13 protein-coding genes and 1 pseudogene are annotated in these 20829 nt (G+C 63.3%); 10 read left to right on the forward strand and 4 right to left on the reverse strand.

Translation table 11 applies throughout. From position 1 onward, the window contains the following. Positions 1-180 precede the first annotated feature (180 nt). The 6 genes and pseudogenes from AAGA68_14225 (at position 181) to AAGA68_14250 (ending at position 11178) form a co-directional block, all read left to right on the forward strand. Positions 181-3147 carry a TonB-dependent receptor gene (locus AAGA68_14225; protein ID MEM9386215.1) on the forward strand — a complete coding sequence of 989 codons (2967 nt, stop codon included), beginning with the start codon at positions 181-183 and terminating at the stop codon, positions 3145-3147. A 673-nt stretch (positions 3148-3820) separates the two neighbouring features. After that, positions 3821-5818 carry a nucleoside-diphosphate sugar epimerase/dehydratase gene (locus AAGA68_14230; protein MEM9386216.1) on the forward strand — a complete coding sequence of 666 codons (1998 nt, stop codon included), beginning with the start codon at positions 3821-3823 and terminating at the stop codon, positions 5816-5818. Then, positions 5815-7365, forward strand: coding sequence for a capsule assembly Wzi family protein (locus AAGA68_14235; GenBank protein ID MEM9386217.1), 1551 nt, complete (start codon positions 5815-5817; stop codon positions 7363-7365). Before AAGA68_14230 ends, AAGA68_14235 begins: the two co-directional genes overlap by 4 nt. 110 nt (positions 7366-7475) lie before the next feature. Then, entirely contained in the window at positions 7476-8690 is a 1215-nt protein-coding gene (locus tag AAGA68_14240; GenBank protein ID MEM9386218.1) for a DegT/DnrJ/EryC1/StrS aminotransferase family protein, read from the forward strand. Between the two features lie 132 nt (positions 8691-8822). Continuing rightward, positions 8823-10118, forward strand: a complete 1296-nt coding sequence (gene hmgA, locus AAGA68_14245) for a homogentisate 1,2-dioxygenase (GenBank protein ID MEM9386219.1) — start codon at positions 8823-8825, stop codon at positions 10116-10118. 466 nt (positions 10119-10584) lie between these two features. After that, positions 10585-11178, forward strand: a pseudogene (locus AAGA68_14250) (sugar transferase). A gap of 4 nt (positions 11179-11182) precedes the next feature. Here AAGA68_14250 and AAGA68_14255 read toward each other — a convergent pair. Then, a complete protein-coding gene (locus tag AAGA68_14255) occupies positions 11183-12118 on the reverse strand; it encodes a hypothetical protein (protein ID MEM9386220.1) in 936 nt (311 codons plus the stop codon). Positions 12119-12337: 219 nt separating this feature from the next. Between AAGA68_14255 and AAGA68_14260 the strand changes: the two genes are divergently transcribed. Continuing rightward, a complete protein-coding gene (locus AAGA68_14260; GenBank protein ID MEM9386221.1) occupies positions 12338-12958 on the forward strand; it encodes a putative 2OG-Fe(II) oxygenase in 621 nt (206 codons plus the stop codon). 51 nt (positions 12959-13009) lie between these two features. On the opposite strand, the gene AAGA68_14265 is transcribed toward AAGA68_14260, so the two are convergent. Further along, positions 13010-13792: a methyltransferase gene (locus AAGA68_14265; protein MEM9386222.1), complete on the reverse strand. Its 783-nt coding sequence runs from the start codon at positions 13790-13792 to the stop codon at positions 13010-13012. Positions 13793-13898: 106 nt separating this feature from the next. Then, on the reverse strand, positions 13899-14885 hold the full coding sequence (locus tag AAGA68_14270; GenBank protein ID MEM9386223.1) for an FAD-dependent oxidoreductase: 987 nt from the start codon (positions 14883-14885) through the stop codon (positions 13899-13901). Between the two features lie 368 nt (positions 14886-15253). Between AAGA68_14270 and recQ the strand changes: the two genes are divergently transcribed. Continuing rightward, on the forward strand, positions 15254-17116 hold the full coding sequence (gene recQ / locus AAGA68_14275) for a DNA helicase RecQ (protein ID MEM9386224.1): 1863 nt from the start codon (positions 15254-15256) through the stop codon (positions 17114-17116). A 441-nt stretch (positions 17117-17557) separates the two neighbouring features. Then, positions 17558-18223, forward strand: coding sequence for a hypothetical protein (locus AAGA68_14280; GenBank protein MEM9386225.1), 666 nt, complete (start codon positions 17558-17560; stop codon positions 18221-18223). Positions 18224-18312: 89 nt separating this feature from the next. Here the strand turns inward: AAGA68_14280 and AAGA68_14285 are convergent, their stop codons facing one another. Then, positions 18313-19542: an alpha/beta fold hydrolase gene (locus AAGA68_14285; protein ID MEM9386226.1), complete on the reverse strand. Its 1230-nt coding sequence runs from the start codon at positions 19540-19542 to the stop codon at positions 18313-18315. Between the two features lie 137 nt (positions 19543-19679). Here AAGA68_14285 and AAGA68_14290 point away from each other — a divergent pair, with 137 nt between their 5' ends. After that, positions 19680-20816, forward strand: a complete 1137-nt coding sequence (locus AAGA68_14290; GenBank protein ID MEM9386227.1) for a transporter substrate-binding domain-containing protein — start codon at positions 19680-19682, stop codon at positions 20814-20816. Positions 20817-20829: the final 13 nt, after the last annotated feature.

The following is a 20829-nucleotide window of genomic DNA, read 5'->3' on the forward strand; positions in this document are numbered from 1 at the left end:
GCATAACCACAAAGTAGCTCCATAGACTCCGAGCTCACTGGACTTTGTTGCGAAAAAACAGCGATTCTGCCATTCAATACATCGGTGCTGATAAATTATCGTTGCTTTTTTGCAACCATTTGTTCCAGCGTCTAACCACGTCATATCCCATCGCCTCGGTGGGAGCTGGAGGAGTCTGAGATGCAACGACTGAACCTAACGAGAGCGGTGCGCTACAGCCTGTTTTCCGCGCGTCGCGCGGCCGTGCTGGCCGGCGCGGTACTGGCGTCAGCCAGCGTGCTGGTCCCTGCGGCCGCTCAGGAGGCGCCCACAGAAGTAGAAGAGGTGGTGGTCACCGGATCGCGCCTCACCGATCCGAACCTGACCCAATCGAGCCCCGTCGCCACGGTCACCTCTGAGCAGGTGGAACTGCGCCAGGCCAATTTCGTCGAGGAGTTCATCCGCGAGATTCCGGGCGTGGTGCCCAGCATCGGTGCCCAGGTCAACAACGGCAACGGTGGCTCGACGTTCATCAACCTTCGCGGCCTAGGCTCGAACCGCAACATTACCCTGCTAAACGGCACACGCGTGGTGCCGGCCGACCTGCAGGGCAGAACCAACCTCGACATCATCCCCATCGCCCTCGTCGAGCGAACGGATGTGCTCACCGGAGGCGCAGGCTCAACCTACGGTGCTGACGCCATCTCCGGCGTGGTGAATTTCATCACCCGCCAGAACTTCGAGGGCTTCGACCTTCGTGTGACCGGCGCTCGCACGGCGGAAGGCGACGGCGATACGCTGCGCATCGATCTGACCACAGGTGGCAACTTCGACGGCGGTCGCGGCAACGCCGTGTTCAGCGTTGGCTATACAGACCGTGAGGCGATCCTCCAGGGGGACCGAGACTTTGGCGTGGAGAATCTCTCCTCCGCCACCGGTGCGCCGGGCGGCTCGAGTACGACCGTCCCAACGGTGCTCACCTTTCCCGGGAGCGGAGGCACGGTGCAGGTGGCGCCGGATGGCGAGTCGGTGATTCCGTTCTACCAGCCTTTCAACTTCAATCCCTTCAACCTGTTCCAGCTGCCCCTAGAGCAATACCGTCTGTACGGCTCGGCCCGCTACGAACTCGACAGCGGCATCGAGATGTATACAGAAGCGTTCTACTCCCAGAGCACGAACCGAACGCAGATCGCGCCCTCTGGCACCTTCCGCAACGTGTTCACGACGCCACTCTCCAACCCCTTCCTCCCGGCAGGGATTCGCAACCAGATCTGCGGCGCAGACTCGGACGCCGCCACCGATGGGATCCAGCCGAACTTCTCTCAAGCGGAGTGTGACGCCGCCGCACTGGCAACAGACCCGGATGACCCGAACTATCGCACGATCGATCTCGACTACGGGCGGCGCTTTGTAGAGCTCGGCACACGCGATAACGAGCGGCAGACCCGTGTCTGGCAGCTGAAGGCCGGGGCCCGCGGCGATCTCGTCTCCAACCTCTCCTGGGACGCCTTCTTTGCCTACGGCGAGAGCGACCTGCGCGGCTCCCAGTCGGGCAACGGTACGCGCACTCGCCTGCAGCAAGCCTTACTCGCCACAGACCCCAACGCCTGCCTGGACCCATCCGGCGGTTGTGTGCCGATCGATCTGTTCGGCCCACTAGGCAGCATCACCAACCAAGTCGGCGCCTTCCTGGATGTGGGCAACACGGCAAACCAGTTCACCACCTTGCTCCAGGGTCAGGCGCTGGTGAGCGGTGATGTGAACACCTCCATGCCGTGGGCCGAGTCGCCGATCGGCTTCGCCGTTGGTGCGGAGTACCGCGACTACGAAGCGGGCTTTGCCAACGATCTGCTGACGCAGACCCCGGGTGAGGTGCTGGGCAACGGTGCTGCCGCACCTAACGTGACCGGAAGCTACGATGTTCGCGAGGTCTTTACGGAGGTGAACGTGCCCCTGGTTCAGGGCGCTGCCTTCGCTGAGGAGGTCAGCCTGCAAGCGGGCGCCCGTCTCTCCAACTACAGCACCACCGGGGACGAGAGCACGTGGAAGGTCGGCGGTACCTGGAGCCCCGTGGGCGGCCTCCAGATCCGCGGTAACCTGCAGCGGGTGACGCGCGCGCCGAACATAAACGAGCTGTTCGCCCCCCAGGTCACGGGCCTCAACAACTTCGCCACGGACCCCTGCACGGGCAACGCGCCACTCGAGAACGAAGACCTACGCCAGATCTGCCTGGCCCAAGGCGCACCGCTAGGCACCATCGGCAGCATCATCGTCGACCCTGCCGGTCAGGTAAATGCGACCACCGGCGGCAACCCCAATCTCGACGCGGAGGATGCAGACACGTGGACCGTCGGCATGGTGTTGCAGCCGGACTTCGCACCCAATCTGGCGCTCACCTTGGACTACTACAACATCGAGGTGAGCGACGCGATCACCAACCCGAACCCGGGCGATGTGTTCGCCGCTTGCTTCGGGCCTGACTTCGAGGATGGGACCCTTGCGATCAGCGGCGCCTCAGCCTCGGATCCCGCCTGCACTGGCATCCGTCGCAACCCAGCCACGGGCAACCTGTTCGGTGATGTGTCGACAACCGCGGGATTGCCACTGGTGCTGAGTAACCAGGGTGCCCTCGCCACCAGCGGCATCGACGTGTCCGTGAACTGGCAGGGGGATCTCGGATTTGCCCGCGTCTCCAACAGCTTCAACGGTAACTGGACCCAAGAGTCCGTCTTCAATGCCAACGTCGACAATCCCGACTCTATCGACCGTGACTGCACGGGCTTCTACAGCATCAACTGCGCCTCGATCCAACCGGAGTTCAGCTTCTCCAACCGGGCGACACTGAGCTTCGACGGCATGGACCGTCCGGTGGACGTGTCTGTGTTCTGGCGCTGGATCGATGCCGTGGAAGCTGAGCCCGAAGTGGCGGACACCTTCTTGGAGGAGTTCCGAGAGATCGATGCGGAGAACTATATCGACCTCACCGCACGCGTGCAGCTGACGCAGCGTCTGCAGCTGACCGGCGCTGTGCTGAACGTCTTCGACAACCTGCCGACTATCGTCGGCAACAACATCGGCACCACCGCGTTCAACTCGGGCAACATCTACCCGAGCACCTACGACCCGCTGGGCCGGCGCTTCTCCATTACGGTGCGTCACACCTTCTAGGCCGCCTCTGGCGCTTGGCCAGCCCTTGCGGCAACTGCCTAGGGCCCGGGACCCTACCCGGGCCCTTCTCTTTATCGAACGCTGCCCTTCCTCCAGCGAACGTCTCCCACCTCAAGTGGGAGTATCCGGCCCCCGAGCGCACTTTCCCTTAATAGAAGAGGCTGGCAGACCGTCACCGCGGCCACGGTGCCGGCCAATTCGCGACAAGCGACCAGGGTTGCCCGCCGACCAGGCGAGTGCCCCGGAAACCTAACGACCCTCGCGAACACAGGCCTGCGCCTCCCGCACCCGGCGGCGGCCTGCCGCATGCGCATACCGTAGGTAAACGAACCGCGACCGAGCACGTTACGCAAAGACGGAATCAACAAACGGGTCGGACGACACGGAATGTTAAGTGAACTGGTCCACAGATCTTATGCAATGAGGCGCAAAGTCGCCGAGATACGCCCCAACCTTCTGATTTTCCGCGATTCACCTCTAGGCAACCCCCGTTCGAGGAGTTACCCTGTGCACCTTCCGGTGGGGGGTGCTATGCAGCAAGTCACTACGTCGGTGTCGGCACCGCGGCTGCGAACCTCCCCGGCGAGCCGGTCTGACTCCCTGGGCGCAGCCCACCGCTCTGCCAGCTGCACACTGGCACAGCCCCGAATTTTGTTTGGATTGGAAATCTAAGATGCTGGACGATCGGCTCCTCGCGACGGCCACAACCAAGGCACGTCGCCTGGCCCTAGGCATGCCGCGCTCCCTGAAGCGCACGCTATTAGGGCTGGTGGACATGTGCCTTGTGACCGCAGCCTTTCTGGCCGCCTGGTGGATCGTCTACCGCGACACCGAGAACGCGGCGCTGCCCTGGGCCCTGCTCGTAGCCGTCGCCGGTACGACGCTGGTGTTCTGGGTACAGGGGCTGTATCGCTCGATAACCCGATTCGTTGACGCACGTCTCGCCGTTCGCATTTTGCGCTCACTCTTATATGTGGGCATCGCCGGAGCGCTGCTGGCGAGCGTCCTCGGCATCGGCAAGCCGATCGAAGCCGCCGCTCTGGTCGCCGTCTTCACTGCCTTTACCGCCATCAGCTCCAGCGCGGTCCGGCTGGTTGTTCGCAGCTTCCTACTACGCCCCCGCAGAGGCAGCGAACGCGTCTTGATTTACGGTGCTGGGCAGGCGGGAATCGCCCTCGGTACCAACTTGATGCGCCAGCGGTCCTTCTTCCCCGTGGGCTTCGTCGACGATGACCCGCGACTGCAAGGCAGCTTTATCAGCGGACTGCCCGTCGTGGCGCGCAACGACATCCTGCGCGTCATCCACCGTGAGGGCGTGCGACGCATTCTCCTCGCACTCCCCACAGCCACCCGCGACCGACGCCGAGAGATCCTAGGCTTCCTCGAAGATCTCCCCGTGCGCATCCAAACCATGCCAAACATCCACGACCTGATCTCGGGTCGCTCCCACCTGGCGGAGCTTCGCGACGTGTCGGTCGGTGACATCCTAGGCCGCGACCCTGTGGAGGCTGACCGGGACATAATGCGAGCGCACGTCCGCGGCAAGACGATCCTGCTGACCGGTGCTGGCGGCTCGATCGGCTCGGAGCTAGGGCGCCAGCTAGTCGTGCACGAGCCGAAGCGGATCCTTTTGTTCGAACAATCCGAACTGGCCCTGTACAACGCCGAACGCAGCCTGCGGAAGTTGGCAGACGGGATAGGTGCACAGACGGAACTCGTTCCGCTCCTCGGTAGCGTGCAGGACGTTCAACGCGTCGACTCGGCGCTGACCACCTACACGGTTGACACGGTTTACCACGCCGCTGCTTACAAGCATGTCCCGATCGTGGAGCGCAACATCTCAGAGGGGATCCGAAACAACGCACTCGGCACTCGCGTGGTCGCCGAAGCAGCACGCCGTCACGGCGTCGGCGTTTTCGTGCTCGTCTCGACAGATAAGGCGGTCGCGCCAACCAGCGTCATGGGCGCCACCAAGCGCTTCGCCGAACTCATCCTGCAGGGCATGCAGAAGCTCGAGGGCAAGACGAAGTTCTGCATTGTGCGTTTCGGCAACGTGCTGGAGTCCTCTGGGTCCGTCGTTCCCCTATTCCGCGAACAAATCCGATCCGGTGGACCGGTGACCGTTACACACCCCGAGGTAACTCGGTATTTCATGACCATCCCTGAGGCCTCGCAGCTGATCATTCAAGCCGGAGCTATGGGGCGTGGCGGCGACGTGTTCGTACTGGAGATGGGACGCCCCGTCCGTATCGCTGACCTAGCGACGCGCATGATCCGTCTCATGGGGCGCACGGTGAGGGATTCCAACAACCCAGAGGGTGAAGTCGAGATCCAGTACACGGGCCTACGCCCTGGCGAGAAGCTACACGAGGAGCTGCTCATCGGTACCGCCGTCGAACATACGGATCACCCGGAGATTATGCGAGCGATGGAACGGTCCTTGAGCTGGGAGCGGATCAGTGCGGTCATTGAAAAAATGCAAGAAGCGCTAAACGCCGAGACCCTTGACGAGGTTCAGAGCCTGCTCGCCTCGGTCGTCGACGGCTACGCGCCCGAAAAACTCGACGACTACCTCATGGGCACCGCTCACGCCTCGAAGCCCGACGGCGCCTCGATCACCTACATGTCCGGAAGCTCGCAGCTACGGGTGGTAAACGCCCCGCCTGAATGATCAAGCGGTTAGCTTCCTACGCCGATATCACCCGATACCCACGCCGGCGCGTGGGGCTCATCTCGGCAGTCTACGCAGCTTTTCTCCTGGCGCAGTCAGTGCTCCTTGGCGCCACGGCGGGTCCCCTTATAGCAGCCGGCGATCTCACCCTACGCCACGATATCGAGCTGTTAGCCGACGCAGGTGTCATCACAGGCCCGATCAGCACCTGGCCTCTGGCCTGGGGCCCGATTCTTCAGGACGTCCGCTCCGCGAACACCTCCGGCTTGACCTTGAGCGCACTCCACGCGCTCGGTCGGGTGCGCGAACGCGCTCAGTGGGAGACTCGAAGCAACGAACTTCTGCTGTCCGCAAGGACCGCAGTCGCGGTCAACCCTACGCGAATCCGATCCTTCCAATACACCCCTCGCGGTGAAGGCGAGGTATCCCTGGCAGCGGCCGCCACTTTCTCCTGGGCAGCACTCGACTTGAACCTCCAGTACGTGGGAGGCGACGGCGACAGCCAACGCGTTCGCTTCGATGACAGCTACGCAGCATTGGTGCTAGGAAACTGGTCGCTAGGCCTGAGCACGCAACAGCGGTGGTGGGGGCCGGCCTGGGACGGCAGCCTTATCCTATCGAACAGCGCTCGCCCCTTTCCTGCGATCACGATCGATAGGGTGTTTACGGACCCGTTCGATGTTCGCTGGCTGCGCTGGATCGGCCCCTGGGATCTGTCCGTGATGTTCGGACAACTAGAGTCAGACCGGGATGTCTCGAATCCGTTGTTCTTTGCCGCTCGCGCCACCTTTCGACCTCACCGAACCCTCGAGATCGGTATCTCCCGATCGGCGATGTGGTGCGGTGATGGCCGCCCTTGCAGCGCCGGCACCTTCGTCGATCTTCTGCTTGGACAGGACAACGTCGGCGATGAGGGCATCAATGAGGACAACGAACCCGGCAATCAGCTCGGTGGATTCGACGTGCGCTGGACGCCACCCGTACTAGGTCGATCCGTTTCCCTGTACGGGCAGTTCATCGGCGAGGACGAAGCCGGTGGTCTGCCGAGTCAGTACCTCGGTCAGGTCGGCGCGGAGTGGTCCGGCACTGTGGCTGAACGCTGGTCCACACGTTTGTTCGGCGAGTACAGTCGCACCAGCTGCGACTTCTTCGGGGCGAGTGACTTCTTTGCCAACGGCGGCTTCAACTGTGCCTATAACTCAGGCGTGTTCCCAACCGGCTATCGCTTCCGCGGGCGATCCATTGGCCATGGTGCCGACAACGATGCCGATCTGATCACGGTCGGCGCGATCCTGGTCAATAAGGAACAGACACGTTGGCAGGCACACGTGCGCAGCGGCCAGCTCAACGCCAACGGCCCGCCGGATTCCCGAAATACACTGACCCCTACCCCCCAAGACCTACTGAGCGTAGATGTTTCCCACAGCCGCAGGTTTCGCTACGGTACCTTCGAGATCGGCGCCGGTATCGACTTTATCGACGATGAAGTAAGCGGTGAGACGACGCAAGAAGGGCGATTTTTCCTGCACTTCAGGACGGGATTCTAAGCGCGAGCGCCATCCTCGTGCGCAAAACAAGAATCGAATAGACTCTCCCGGAGGGCGGCACCTCGCTCGCCTTCCGCGCCAGCCGCTACGAGATAATCCACGGTGAGGTCATGCTGGATACCGCGCTAGCGCCATGGCCCTCATATACCGAGGAAGAAATCGACGCCGTTCGCCGCGTGCTGGCTTCTAACCGCGTTAACTACTGGACCGGCGAGGAGACCAGGCGCTTCGAGGAAGAGTTTGCCACCGCGATCGGCAGCGATCAGGCGATTGCCGTCGCCAACGGCACGCTGGCACTAGACTTGGCACTCAGAGGCTTAGGCGTCGGGCCCGGTGACGAGGTCATCGTACCCGCGCGCAGCTTTATCGCCTCGGCGTCCTGCGTGGTTGCGGCGGGTGCTGACCCCGTGTTCGCCGATGTGGATCCGGACTCAGGAAACCTGTCGACTGGCACCATCCAGGCGGTGATCACACCACAGACCAAAGCGATCATCGCGGTGCATCTCGGCGGTTGGCCCTGCGAGATGGACGCCATCATGGCCCTCGCCCGCGAACGTGGACTTCTCGTGATCGAGGATTGCGCCCAGGCGCACGGCGCCAGACACAACGGCCGATCCGTCGGCACCATTGGCCACGTTGGGGCGTGGTCATTTTGTCAGGACAAGATCATCACGACCGGTGGTGAAGGCGGCATGGTGACCACGAACGATCCTGAACTGTGGTCTCGCATGTGGTCGTACAAGGAGCACGGCAAGAGCTGGCAGGCCGTGCACGAACGCAACCACCCGCCCGGCTACCGCTGGCTGCACGAGTCCTTCGGCACCAACTGGCGAATGACGGAAATGCAGGCCGCGATCGGACGCATCCAGCTTCGCCGGTTACCGCTCTGGTCGGCGCGAAGGCGAGCCAACGCGCGCCAGCTGGACGCCACCTTCGAGCATTACGCTTACCCAGGTGGCCCGATCAAACCCCCCGTCCAACTGCGTTGCGATGCTTCAGCCACCGACGACAGCTGTTGCCTTCACGGTTACTACAAGTACTACGCCTACGTAAATCCTGATGGGCTAGGGGCTGGCTACGATCGGGACAAGATCATCGCGGACATCGTCGATCAGGGAATTCCGTGTGATCAGGGAACGTGCGCGGAAGTCTACCGCGAGCGAGCCTTCGATAACACAGCCTGGCGACCCCGTGCTCGCCTCTGCAGCGCCCGCAAGTTGGGTGAAACGAGTCTGATGTTCTTAGTCCACCCAACGCTTAGCGATCAGGACATGCAGAGAACGTGTAAGGCGATACGGCGCACGCTCACCAAGTGCATCACTTAGCTGACCTTCAGCCCGAGCCGATCCCATCGGGGAAACTACCTCCCCCTCGCACAACCGCGGTCGCCTCAGTAGTGGCGGCACCGTGTTGAGAGCTGTGCGACAATCATGCCGTCGTGAACTCAAGGGTGCCCCATGCGCGAGTATCTGACTGGCTTCGGCAACGAGCACGCGAGCGAGGCGCTCGCCGGCACCCTGCCGCGGGGCCGCAATTCTCCCCAACGCGTTGCCTACGGGCTGTACGCCGAGAAGTTGAGCGGCACCGCATTTACCGCACCAAGGGCACGCAATGCGCGCACCTGGCTCTACCGCATCCGACCTTCCGTTGCGCACCTCGGCTTCAGGCCTTACGAGGGCGCGACCTCCTGGGAAACGGCACCTCTGCACGGCGCAGCGCCCCCTGCAAACCCTTTGCGCTGGGATCCTCAGCCGCTTGCTGATGGCCCTGTCGACTTCGTCGACGGCATGTACACCATCGCAGCGTGCGGAGACGCCCTCGCGCAGACGGGGGCGAGCATGCACGTCTACCGCGCCAACCAATCGATGACATCACGCTATTTCGCCAACGCCGACGGCGAGCTGCTCATCGTTCCCGAGCTAGGCCGGCTCACCCTTCACACCGAGTGTGGCGTGCTCTCGGTGGGGCCGCAGGAAATCGCCGTCATCCCGCGCGGCATGCGCTTCCGCGTCGCCCTGGAAGACCCTGTCGCGCGTGGCTATGTCTGTGAGAATCACGGCTCACTGTTTGAACTCCCAGAGCGCGGTCCCATCGGCTCGGATGGACTCGCGAACGAACGCGACTTCGAGTACCCCACGGCAGCCTATGAAGATCGTGAGGGCAAGTTCGAGCTCATCTGCCGACTCGCGGGCACGATGCAGATCGCCCACCTGGAGCACTCACCGCTAGACGTGGTCGCCTGGCACGGAACGCTGGCGCCCTACCGATACGACCTTCGGCGCTTCAACGTGATCGGCTCAATCAGCTACGACCACCCCGACCCCTCGATCTTCACCGTACTTACGTCCCCCTCGGACACAGCGGGCACGGCCAACGTCGACTTCGTTGCCTTCGCGCCGCGCTGGTTGGTAATGACCGACACGTTCCGACCACCTTGGTACCATCGCAACGTCATGTCCGAGTTCATGGGGTTGATCACCGGCGAGTACGACGCGAAGACAGGTGGTGGCTTTTCGCCAGGCGGCGCAAGCTTGCACAACTGCATGGTCCCTCACGGCCCAGATGCGGATGCCTTCGAGCGCGCGAGTGACGCGCGCCTCCAGCCAGAGTACCTGGATGCCACGATGGCCTTTATGTTCGAGTCGCGCTACCTAATCCGTCCGAGCGCTCAAGCGGTGAGATCACCCCAGCTTCAAGCCGACTACGTCGCGGCCTGGCAACAGCTGACCCGCCACTTCCCAAAGGATATGTAACGCACCTTCGAGTATCGCCAGATCGCTCGCTGTGGTGCAGATCACTGCAATGGAGCGTGCGGTAGTCTAAGGTCCGGGAACGGTAGCGCGAGATCACGATTCCTTGAACCTCACAACACGCCATGACGTCGACACTAGACCTGGTGAAAGACAGCTGGGTTGCCCCAGCGCCTGTGTAGACTGCCTAGGGTGAGTGTCGAGGGCTCGGGCGCTGTCGCAGCACAACGACACACCCAGATCACACGGAATTGAAGCTGACGCGATGGGAACTCCGAGACTCAGGCGACTAGAGACCGGCGAGCAAGACGCTTACGCCGTATCGCGCGTCGCCGACTCCCCCTCGATGGCGATGACTGCCGCAGCATCTCACTCACCCCCGGCAGGGGTGCGCTGGGCCGTTCGGGGTGGCGACGAAGCGCGCGATCATCCCAGCGCACCGCTAGACCTAATTCCTTCACTAGGCTGGAAGCGCGTATTGGATGTCGCCGGCGCCCTAGGCTTGCTGACCGTGTTCTTCTTGCCGATGGTGATCATTACCCTGCTGACGCGCGCGGATGGGGCACCCGCACTGTTTCGCCAGGTGCGTGTCGGGCATCGGGGCCGCCGCTTCACCTGCATGAAGTTTCGCACCATGCGGCCGAACGCTGAGCGCATCCTCGAAGAACTTCTGAGCAAAGACCCGACAGCTCGCGCCGAGTGGGAACGCAGCCGAAAGCTACGCGACGATCCGCGCCTGACTCGTGTAGGCGTCTTCTTGCGCCGAACCAGCCTCGATGAACTTCCTCAGCTCTTCAACGTGCTGCGCGCAGAGATGAGCCTGGTGGGCCCACGGCCAATCGTCGAGGATGAGCTGATGCGTTACGGATCTCGCCTGCGCTGGTACGAGGCAGTTAGACCGGGTATCACTGGACTGTGGCAGGTCAGCGGTCGCAACGACACGAGTTATTCGCGCCGAGTCGCCCTGGATGTGCTGTATGTCAAGAACATGGGGCTGCGCTTCGATCTGCGCATCTTATGGCGCACGGTCGGCGTGGTTCTGTTCGGCTGGGGTGCCTACTAGGCCATCACGCCGTCGGGCACCTGCCCCCAACGAGCGCCACTGAGAGCGGCAACAATACGGCCAGCACCCAAGCGGCACAGCGTGTCACTGGCGCACGAACCTCGTGCCCCAACCCTGCCCACGCCGCGAGGGCCATCGTGCCCAGAGTCAAGCTGCTAACGGCGCCGACAACCCGAGCCTGCGCGCAGGCCACCGCCGCGGCTAGCTCTCCAGCCGACGGCTCTACCAGCGTCGAAGCCCAGCGCAAACCGAGCGTGACCTCTAAAGCGGTGAGCGCCAGATAGGCGGCGCCGATCCAAAGAAGCTGCTCGAATCGCCTGGCGCCACGCGAGCCACTCTCGCTTCTCGCGCAGCGCGCGCGGAGAATGTTGGCGCAGAAGCCCAGGGCGAGCATGAACGAGAGCATGGCAGAGCCGGTGTTTACCGCCACCACGCCAGCCGCCAAGACCCGCCCCGTCGGCCCCACCGGTAGCGCCTGCAACGCCGCGGCGAAGGGACCCGCAAACTGAACCCCCGCTAGGCCCGCACCCACCATCAGGGTCACCACGATCGTAAGGCCCACGAAGTAAAACTGGCGCATGCGCCGGCCAAGGCACGCACAGGCCCTCGTATCGATCCAAAATAGACGCAGCAGCGTAATCGCGAAGATAACCTGCACAACCCACCAACTCGCATGGGTCACCGACCAATGCAGGCGTCCGACGATGTCAACGGCCATCGCCCGAGAAGTGTCGGGCGCGAACGGACTGAACTGCCCCTCGCCTATCTCCAGCACCGAAGGATGGGCGAAGCCCACCAGCTGTGCCGCGAGCGCCATGACCATCACCACCGCCAGGTCGGCGATAGCTGGCAGGTAAATCGTGATTACGGACGGGTCAGTCGTTGATTCGGTCGACTTCTGCGTCCTCTGCGGTTCGCGCTGGCCACCGTTTCTCGTCAACTACATGCCCTCGGCCGCCCTTCTGGGCATACCCGGTGCGGATGTCTATTCATTAACAAAATCAGAACTTTATCAGCTACGTGGAGACCAACCTGCAATGCCTAGGGGAGGGGGATGCGCGACCCCCTTGTTTCGTCGCATACGGTGGTCAACTATTTGCCCTCGGGGACTACAACAACTATTCGACCGCTAACGGTCGACGCGATAGGGGATTATGCAATGGCACTGGGGAGCTACGAGGTACAACCGTTATTCGCTGAGCCGTACTTCCGCACCAACATCGCCCACGCCATCAGCGATGCGCAGGTGGCTTTCATCCGCGAGCTGTCGATGGTGCAGAACCAAGCGAACCTGATTTCCGAGAACCTCTACATCTTCGACGAGCCGGCGCTGGCGAGCGTCAAGGAGGCCGTCTCGGAGGCTCTGGCGGTGTACGCGAAGGAGGTCATGGGGATCGATCAGGAGTTGTACGTCACTCAGTCGTGGGCGCTGACCAATCCACCGGGGGTGGGCATGCACGGCCACTCACACTCGAACTCACTGGTGTCCGGTTCTCTGTACTACTGCGACCTGCCGAGCCCGGTGGCGAGCATGATCTTCGACAAGCACAACACCTACCAACAGCTCGACCTGCACCCAGGCAAAGCCAAGCGCAACATCTACAACACGCCGATGAACATGGTGACGCCGAAGCGAGCGGACCTCATCCTGTTCTCCTCAGCGCTACAGCACTTCGTAGAGACCAACAGCGCCGGCGAGCCGCGACACTCGATCGCCTTCAACAGCTTCGTGCGCGGCAAGCTCGGCAACTATCGCGACGTCTCAGAGCTCACGCTCTAGAGACGGTAAGGGGAACGCCGCCGCCAGAGCAGCGGCGGCGACTCCAAGGCGCTACTCAGGCTTGCGGAACAGCAGGGTGAAGCGATCTGTGTTGCCAGTCACGGTCTTGCGCCCCACTTCGTAGCGCAGCTCATCGTCCGCTCGGTAGTGGAGGTCTGTGAAGTCGACAAACTCAAAACCCACAGACTCGATCTCCTTGATCATGAGCACGGGGTCCATTCGACGCCAGTTCTCGCCGTCGTCCGCCTGCATGTGCCGACGGGTGTGATCGACCACACCGTAGTGGCCGCCGGGCTTAAGTGCGGCGAAGGCAGCCTCGTTCAGCTCCTGGCGGCCGTGCGCGTTGAAGTTGTGCAGGTTGCGGAAGGTCAGGGCCAGGTCGATGTCTTTGACCCCGAGCCCGAGGTCGTCGACGTCGTTGCGGCGATCATCCCGACTGAACTCGCCCGTGACGTCCACCACCTTAACCCCGGCAAAGCCAGGCTCGGTGTCTAAGTTCTGCGAGACGAAGCGAGTGCCGACGGCGACGAATAGCTCGCCCTCCTCGGCCAACACCTGAGACAGGATCTTGGTGTACCAGCCGCGGCCGGGGATGAGTTCGAGTACGCGCATGTCGGGCGTCATTCGCATAAACGCCAGGGTTTCCGCGGGCAGGCGATTCGCGTCGCGCTCTTTCTCCGCCTCCGTGCGCAACGGAGCCTCTAGGGCGGCAGCGACCTTATCCGCCAAAGGCGAGGCCTGTGCCTCCCCCTCTTGCGCTTGCGCAGGCGGCGCGAGGCAAAGTGCGGTGAGGCTCAACCAGGCCGTGGCAACAAAGCGTTCGGGCTGGAACATGGGTTCTCCTTTCCGTCGTGGTGGTGGGGTATGTGGTGTGGACCGTGCGCGCGACGCGGCGTTCGCACCATACGGCGTGGGCATGGCCGGTACCAGCCGAGAAGGCTTACGAGCTGCCTCGAAGCCAGCGGGCGGCGGCCGCACATCCGCTGCGCCAAGCCCCCTCGACGCGTGATCCGAAGGCCCAGTCGCCGCCGGCGAGCAGCGACTCCCCCGCGAGGCAAACCAACTGATCGTCTAAGGGTGACCGCGCGATCGCATAGCGCCAACGGTGCGCGTTGGCTCCTAGCACTCTCAGCCCATCGCTGAGCCCTGCCAGCGCGCGCGCCGCGTCCACCAACGCCTTCGCGGCCACTACCGGCGAAAGCTCCAGGTTGGCCTCGGACCAATCAGCAGTTGCATGCAGGACCCAGGCGTCCTGGGCTGGGCGTCCTGGGCGTTGACGCTGGGATGCCACCCAGGACAAAGGCCCCACGTTGACGAAGGCGGCGTCGTAGCCTTCGAGGAGAGGACGATCGAAGGTGGCGAGTACGGCCCAGCAGGGACGCATCTGCACCTCTGCCAGCACGCGCTGAGTGCTCCCAGCGCAGGCCGGCGTGAGGGCTGCTACTTGCTGCGCTGGGCACGTGAGCAAGACGCGCGCCGCGTTGATGGTCTCCCCGTGGGTCGCTGTCACGGACCAACCGCCATCGGTAGCAGTGATCGCTTGCGCTTGCCATCGATACTGACACTCGCGTAGGTCACCCGCGAGCGAAGCGCATACGGCGCTCATCCCCGGCACGCCGACAAAGCGTGCCGGCGAGTGCTCCTTCTCCGCGATGCCCAGCGCATCGATGACCGCTAGCCGTGGCGACCACGGCGCCACGATACCGCTCCTGAGCCATCCCTCTACCGCCTGACGGAATTGCCCGTCACGCGCCGTGAAGTACTGGGCGCCGTGGTCGAAGCGCAAGTCACCGTCCCGACGCGTACTCATGCGCCCGCCGGGCCCCCGTGCCTTCTCCACAACGCGCACGCGCCAACCTTCCCGCTCCAAGGCGTGGGCTGCGACCAGGCCCGTGAGGCCGGCGCCAACGATCAACGCATCGAGCACGCTCAGCTCCGAAGGGCGGCTACAGATCCGCTCGCGCTGCAGCGACCTAGTAGATCTAAAAGGCAAAAAAGAAGGCGGCCGAAGCCGCCTTCCCGTAGATGGGCCGGTGTCCAGCCCCTGGACGTCATCCGAGCGTCCGTGGCACGACTAGGGGTTGCCCGTCTCCGCACCACCAACACCAAGACTGAACGTACCGGCACGCAATCCACTCGACATTGGATCACCTCCTTTTCCTGCTATGAGCCCAGGTTAGAGTATGCACACGGGACCGGGTCAGCACCAGCATCCGGTTCACCGTCCAGAATTTCGCGCCAAGGACACCAGGAATGCACCGCTCGCGCCCTTGACGCTTTGCTACCATGCGGTCCATGGCTGGCCAGTTCGACGCACACTCAGTGCGCCGTGCCGAAGAGGTACTGCGCGACATTTTCGGCTACGAGGCCTTTCGACCGCCGCAGGACGAGATCATCCAACTGCTGATCAGCGGTGAGGACGCCGTGGTGCTCATGCCCACCGGCGGCGGCAAGTCCCTCTGCTATCAGATCCCGGCTATCGTGCGCCCCGGCACCGGCATCGTGATCTCCCCCCTGATCGCGCTGATGCAGGACCAGGTGCAGGCCCTGCGCCAGCTCGGCGTACGCGCCGCTTGCTTGAATTCGGCGCTGGAGCTGCCGCAGGCGGAGGCTGTCGAGCGCCAGTGGTTGAACGGCGAACTCGACCTGCTGTACGCCGCGCCCGAGCGCTTGATGACCGAACGCTTCCAGGCGCTCCTCGAACAAGCCCAGCCCGCCTTGTTCGCGATCGACGAGGCTCATTGTGTGTCCCAATGGGGGCACGACTTCCGTCCCGAGTACATCCAGCTGAGCGTGCTACACGAGCGCTTTGCGCAGGTACCAAGGGTGGCGCTGACCGCCACGGCGGACGCGCCGACACGACGGGAAATCGTCGAGCGCCTCGGCCTTACGGGCGCGCGCCAGTTCATCTCCAGCTTCGACCGCCCGAACATCTGTATCACAGTGAATGAAAGCGCTAGCAACGCGCGAGATCGCCTGCTGCGTTTCATCCGAGATCGCCACCCTGGGGAAGCGGGCATCGTTTACTGCCTGTCCCGACGCAAGGTGGAGTCCGTCGCCGAGTACCTCGCAAGCCAGGGACTTACCGCCGTGCCCTACCACGCCGGCCTCGACAAGGACGCGCGCGCCAATGCCCTGCATCGCTTCCTGCACGAAGATGGCGTGATCGTCGTGGCCACGATCGCGTTCGGCATGGGCATCGACAAACCGGATGTGCGCTTCGTCGCCCACCTCAACATGCCGAAGAGCCTCGAGTCTTACTACCAGGAGATCGGCCGCGCCGGTCGTGACGGCTTGCCATCCGACGCCTGGATGGCCTATCAACTGCAGGACGTGATCCAGCTCCGGCAGATGATCGAGGGCGCTGGTGCCGATGATGAGCACAAGCGCGTGGAGCGCGCCAAGCTCGACGCTATGCTCGGCTACTGCGAGCTCACCAAATGCCGCCGTCAGGCGCTGCTGGCTTACTTTGGGGAGCCCTTGGACGAGCCTTGTGGCAATTGTGACATTTGCCTACAGCCACCGGAGCTGTTCGATGCAACCGTGGCAGCGCAGAAAGCGCTATCAGCCGTGCATCGCACCGGACAGCGCTTCGGTGTGAACTACCTGATCGACGTGCTGCTCGGCAAACCCGATGAACGTATCTCGCGCTTCGGTCACGATCGCCAGAGCACCTACGGCATCGGCACGGAACTCGCTCCCCACGAATGGCGTGCGGTATTCCGACAGCTCATCGCCCACGGCTACCTGACGGTAGATCTCGAGGGACATGGCGGCCTGCACCTGACACCAGCGTGTCGTCCCGTCCTGCGCGGGGAGACGCAGCTATCCATGCGCAAGGCGATGAAATCGACTGCAAGTCCGGGTCGGCGCCGCCGCAGAGCGGCCGATACCCTCGATTCGAGCGCCCTTGCGCCCGAAGACGAGCGCCTATGGGAGGCATTGCGCAACACACGCAAGCGATTGGCGGACGAGCGAGGTGTGCCGTCCTACGTCATCTTCAGTGACGCCACCCTAGCGGACATGTTGGCTCGCCGTCCCACCGACGCGCGCACGCTACTCGCTGTGTCGGGCGTGGGGCAATACAAGTTGGATCAATACGGTGAGCAGTTTCTCGAGGTGTTGGCGGCACATCCGCCCGGCCTTGACCCTGCCTAGTGCAGCCCGCAGCGCGCATTTCGCGCAGATCAAATGCGCAACCGCGCTCACGCACGCCTCTCACCGGCCAGGTGATCGCAACGCCGCACGGCGATGAACGGTAGCTCCGTGCCACGATACATTAAGTAAAATAATGGCAAAAACAGAGCCAAAATACACCTTGAGGACGTATTTTCGGCCGTTTTTCATCCAAATCTGACCAAGACGCGAAATCGTTACTACCGGCGCGGAGGGCGCCGTTCACACTCGGTCACGAAAAATGGCGACCGGCTTCACATGTTTGCCAGGCCAAACTCGTTAAAGTGTCGAGGTGGTGCTCAAGACCCCTTACACTGAAGTAGAAGCATCTGATTGGCCGCTGGCTCGCGAAGAAGACGAGCGGGGCCGCCTAGGGTCGAGCACGACAAGACGCAATCAACCTGATCAAGGACGAGAAGTTTCATGCTGACGCACCGCTCCCGCATCGCGACTACCCTCGCCACCCTACTGCTCGCCGGCCTCGCGACCGCCGGTGCCAACGCGGCCACCGTGACCTACCAGACGGGTCCTGGCCTCGACCTCGACATCCCCGATAACGAGCCTACCGGCCTCTCCGTGTCCATCGACGTGGCGGACAGCGCCACCATTATCCGCGTGGGTCTGCTCGCCCTGGTCGAACACACCTGGGTAGGTGATCTCATCTGGACCCTGACCGGTCCCGACAGCACCACCATCACGCTCGCGGATCGCCCTGGATTCGACGGCGGTGGCTTCGGCGACGACTCCAACCTGACGATAGACAGCGCCATCATTTTCGGGGACAACTCCCCGCTTACCGCCGAGGAGATGGGCGGTGGCTGCGACGGCACGGACGCAGTGGTCGGCATCGACTGCATGCGCTGGTTCGCGCCGGATGATCCCCTGAGCACCTTTGCCGGGTCGGACACGCTCGGCACATGGACGCTCACGATCAGCGATAACGCCGGTGCTGATACCGGCTTCTTAGACGGCTGGCTCATCGCCTTCGAAACCGACGTGGCGACCGTGCCCGGCCCCAGCGCCATCTTGTTAATGGCCTCAGCACTGATCGGTGCTGGAGCTCTGCGCCGCCGGGACACCACCGGCTAGCGGACGAACAAGCCTCCCGGCGGCGTCGTTCTCATCACGTCCGCCCACCACGAGCCGCCGGCAGGCAATGCCTGGCGGCTCGTGTCTGTTCAGGGATTTGCCTGCTCCGTGTGGATCTTGACCACGGGCGCCTCGAGGGTGCGATGCACGGGGCAGCGGTCGGCTATCTCCAGCAAACGCCCGCGCTGAGCCGAGGTGAGGTCGCCCTCTAGGGTGATGTGACGATGGAACTCGTCCACCTTGCCCTGTCGCTTATCGCAGTCGGCGCAATCCTCAGCATGCACCTTTCGGTGACTGACTCGGACGGTTACCCGTTCCAATGCCAGCTGCTTGCGGTCCGCGTACATGCGTAGGGTCATGCTCGTACACGCGGCCAGGGCGCTCGAGAGCAGCCCGTAGGGCGTTGGGCCCGCGTCGGTACCGTTGACCGATGGTGGTTCATCGGCGCTGAGGGCGTGGCCGCCGGCGCGGATATCCGTTCGGTAACCCTCGCCCGTAACGGCCACCACGTCATGGCCTTCAGCATTCAACGCCGGGGCGGCCGACGAGGAGGCCCCCACATAGCGTATCGCCCACGCTGCAAGCACTTGCGCCGCGTACTGTGCGTCGGCCTGACGCGTGAGCAGATGATCGGCATCGTCCAGGGTTACGAAGCTCTTCGGGTGCTTCGCCGATTGGAAGATCTGCGACGCGTTGTCGATGGACACGGTGTCATCGAGGGGGGCGTGCATCACTAGAAGCGCGCGACCCAAGCGCTTCAGCCGCTCTGCGGGTGCCCCTTCGGCCATCAGGTCATCTAGGAACTGGCGTCGAATCCGAAACGGCCGGCCGGCGAGGGACACGGTGGCTTCTCCATCGCGTTCGATCTCCTGACGAGACGCATCGAGCAGGTGGGCCACGTGAGCGGGCTCGTAGGGCGCCGCAATCGTGGCCACGGCGCGCACGGACTCCAGCCTAGGCGCCGCCTTGAGCACGGCCGCCCCGCCCAACGAGTGTCCGACCAGCAACGCCGGGGCGTGTTCGTGCTCGCCCAGCCACTTGGCTGCGGCGACCAGATCGTCCACATTGGAAGAGAAGTTCGTGTCGGCGAAATCGCCTTCGCTCTCGCCGAGGCCAGTGAAGTCGAAGCGCAGCACGCCAATGCCCGCATCGGCCAACTGCCGGGAAATCACCCGCGCTGCACGGATGTTGCGCGTACACGTAAAGCAATGGGCGAACAAAGCCCAGGCGCGCACCGGCGCACCCGCCGGCGGGCGTTCCAACTGCCCTGCCAGGCGTTCGCCCTGCGCGTTGTCGAACACCACCTTCTCCGTCGTCATGATCCATCCCCTCCCGCCGCACGCGTCCAGGACGAGCGCACGCTGGCGCGGTTGTAAACACTCATGGCAGATCTGTTGCGATTCTCGGCGAATCGTTACGGTTCGGTGTAGTCCCACGCAAACCCGAGAAGCGAAACATGTCGGCGACGCAATTCATGCCCCTACCGCAACGGCCACACACCATGCTCATCCCGCTGGCCGTCACGCTGCTGGCGCTCGCTCCCTACACCGAGGCCCAGGTGGCGCAGTCGCCGGCGAGTGCAGGGGAAGTGGACACTGCGCCGCCGCTGCTCATCGCCACACGGGAAGCCCCTCCCTTCGCCCTACGCAACGGCAAGGGCGAGTGGGAAGGCATCACCGTCGCTCTGCTAAACGAGCTCGGCGTCACCCTGAAGATCGACTTCGAGCTGGTGGAAATGGACCTCTCGCAGATGCTCGAAGCGGTAGCGGCCGGAGAGGTGGACGCCGCAGGCTCCGCCATCACCATCACCGCCGAACGCGAGGGCATGGTCGACTTCACCCACCCCTTCTACTCGTCCGGACTCGGTATCGCCGTCCCTCGCAGATCATCTGGTTCGCTGTTCTCCGCGCTAGGGCGCTTCGGCTCCCTCGCCTTCCTCGAGGCCGCCCTGGCGCTGCTCGCAGTACTCACGGTGGTGGGAGTGATCGTCTGGCTAGCTGAACGGCGGCGCAACGACCAGTTCCCCGAGTCGCCACTCGAGGGAGTGGCGAGCGGTATCTGGTGGTCGGCGGTCACCATGACCACAGTGGGATACGGCGATAAGGCACCGGCCACCCTGCCGGGACGCGTGGTGGGACTGATCTGGATGTTCGCCAGCATCATCATCATTTCAGGGTTTACGGCGGCGATCGCTACCGCTCTGACCGTTGATCGACTCGAGAACACGATCAGTGGCATCGATGACCTGCAGGGGCGACGCGTGCTCACGATCACCGGCAGCACCAGCGCCACTTACCTCGACGATCACCTGATCCGGCACCGCACACGACCGACCATCGAAGATGCCATCGCCGCCCTGGCCGTTGGCGAGGCAGACGCCGTCGTGTACGACATGCCGATCCTGCGCTACATTGCAGCCATCCAAGCACACGACACAGTGCGCGTGCTGCCGAACCAGTTCGCTCATCAAGACTACGGCATCGCCCTGCCGAACGGATCGCCGCTTCGCGAAGCGATGAACCAGGAGATCTTGCGCCACACGCGTAGCGGCGAGTGGGAGCGGCTGCTCGCCACTTACCTCGGTGAAGAATAGGGGGCGAGGCGTT

The organism is Pseudomonadota bacterium, from assembly GCA_039193195.1.
Lineage (GTDB): Bacteria > Pseudomonadota > Gammaproteobacteria > Steroidobacterales > JBCBZW01 > JBCBZW01.

Excerpts from the sequence above, each read along its gene's own strand:
- AAGA68_14225 (MEM9386215.1), top strand. The coding sequence starts at position 181 with ATGCAACGACTGAACCTAACGAGAGCGGTGCGCTACAGCCTGTTTTCC.
- AAGA68_14230 (MEM9386216.1), top strand. The coding sequence starts at position 3,821 with ATGCTGGACGATCGGCTCCTCGCGACGGCCACAACCAAGGCACGTCGC.
- AAGA68_14235 (MEM9386217.1), top strand. The coding sequence starts at position 5,815 with ATGATCAAGCGGTTAGCTTCCTACGCCGATATCACCCGATACCCACGC.
- AAGA68_14240 (MEM9386218.1), top strand. The coding sequence starts at position 7,476 with ATGCTGGATACCGCGCTAGCGCCATGGCCCTCATATACCGAGGAAGAA.
- hmgA (MEM9386219.1), top strand. The coding sequence starts at position 8,823 with ATGCGCGAGTATCTGACTGGCTTCGGCAACGAGCACGCGAGCGAGGCG.
- AAGA68_14260 (MEM9386221.1), top strand. The coding sequence starts at position 12,338 with ATGGCACTGGGGAGCTACGAGGTACAACCGTTATTCGCTGAGCCGTAC.
- AAGA68_14265 (MEM9386222.1), bottom strand. The coding sequence starts at position 13,792 with ATGTTCCAGCCCGAACGCTTTGTTGCCACGGCCTGGTTGAGCCTCACC.
- recQ (MEM9386224.1), top strand. The coding sequence starts at position 15,254 with ATGGCTGGCCAGTTCGACGCACACTCAGTGCGCCGTGCCGAAGAGGTA.
- AAGA68_14280 (MEM9386225.1), top strand. The coding sequence starts at position 17,558 with ATGCTGACGCACCGCTCCCGCATCGCGACTACCCTCGCCACCCTACTG.
- AAGA68_14285 (MEM9386226.1), bottom strand. The coding sequence starts at position 19,542 with ATGACGACGGAGAAGGTGGTGTTCGACAACGCGCAGGGCGAACGCCTG.
- AAGA68_14290 (MEM9386227.1), top strand. The coding sequence starts at position 19,680 with ATGTCGGCGACGCAATTCATGCCCCTACCGCAACGGCCACACACCATG.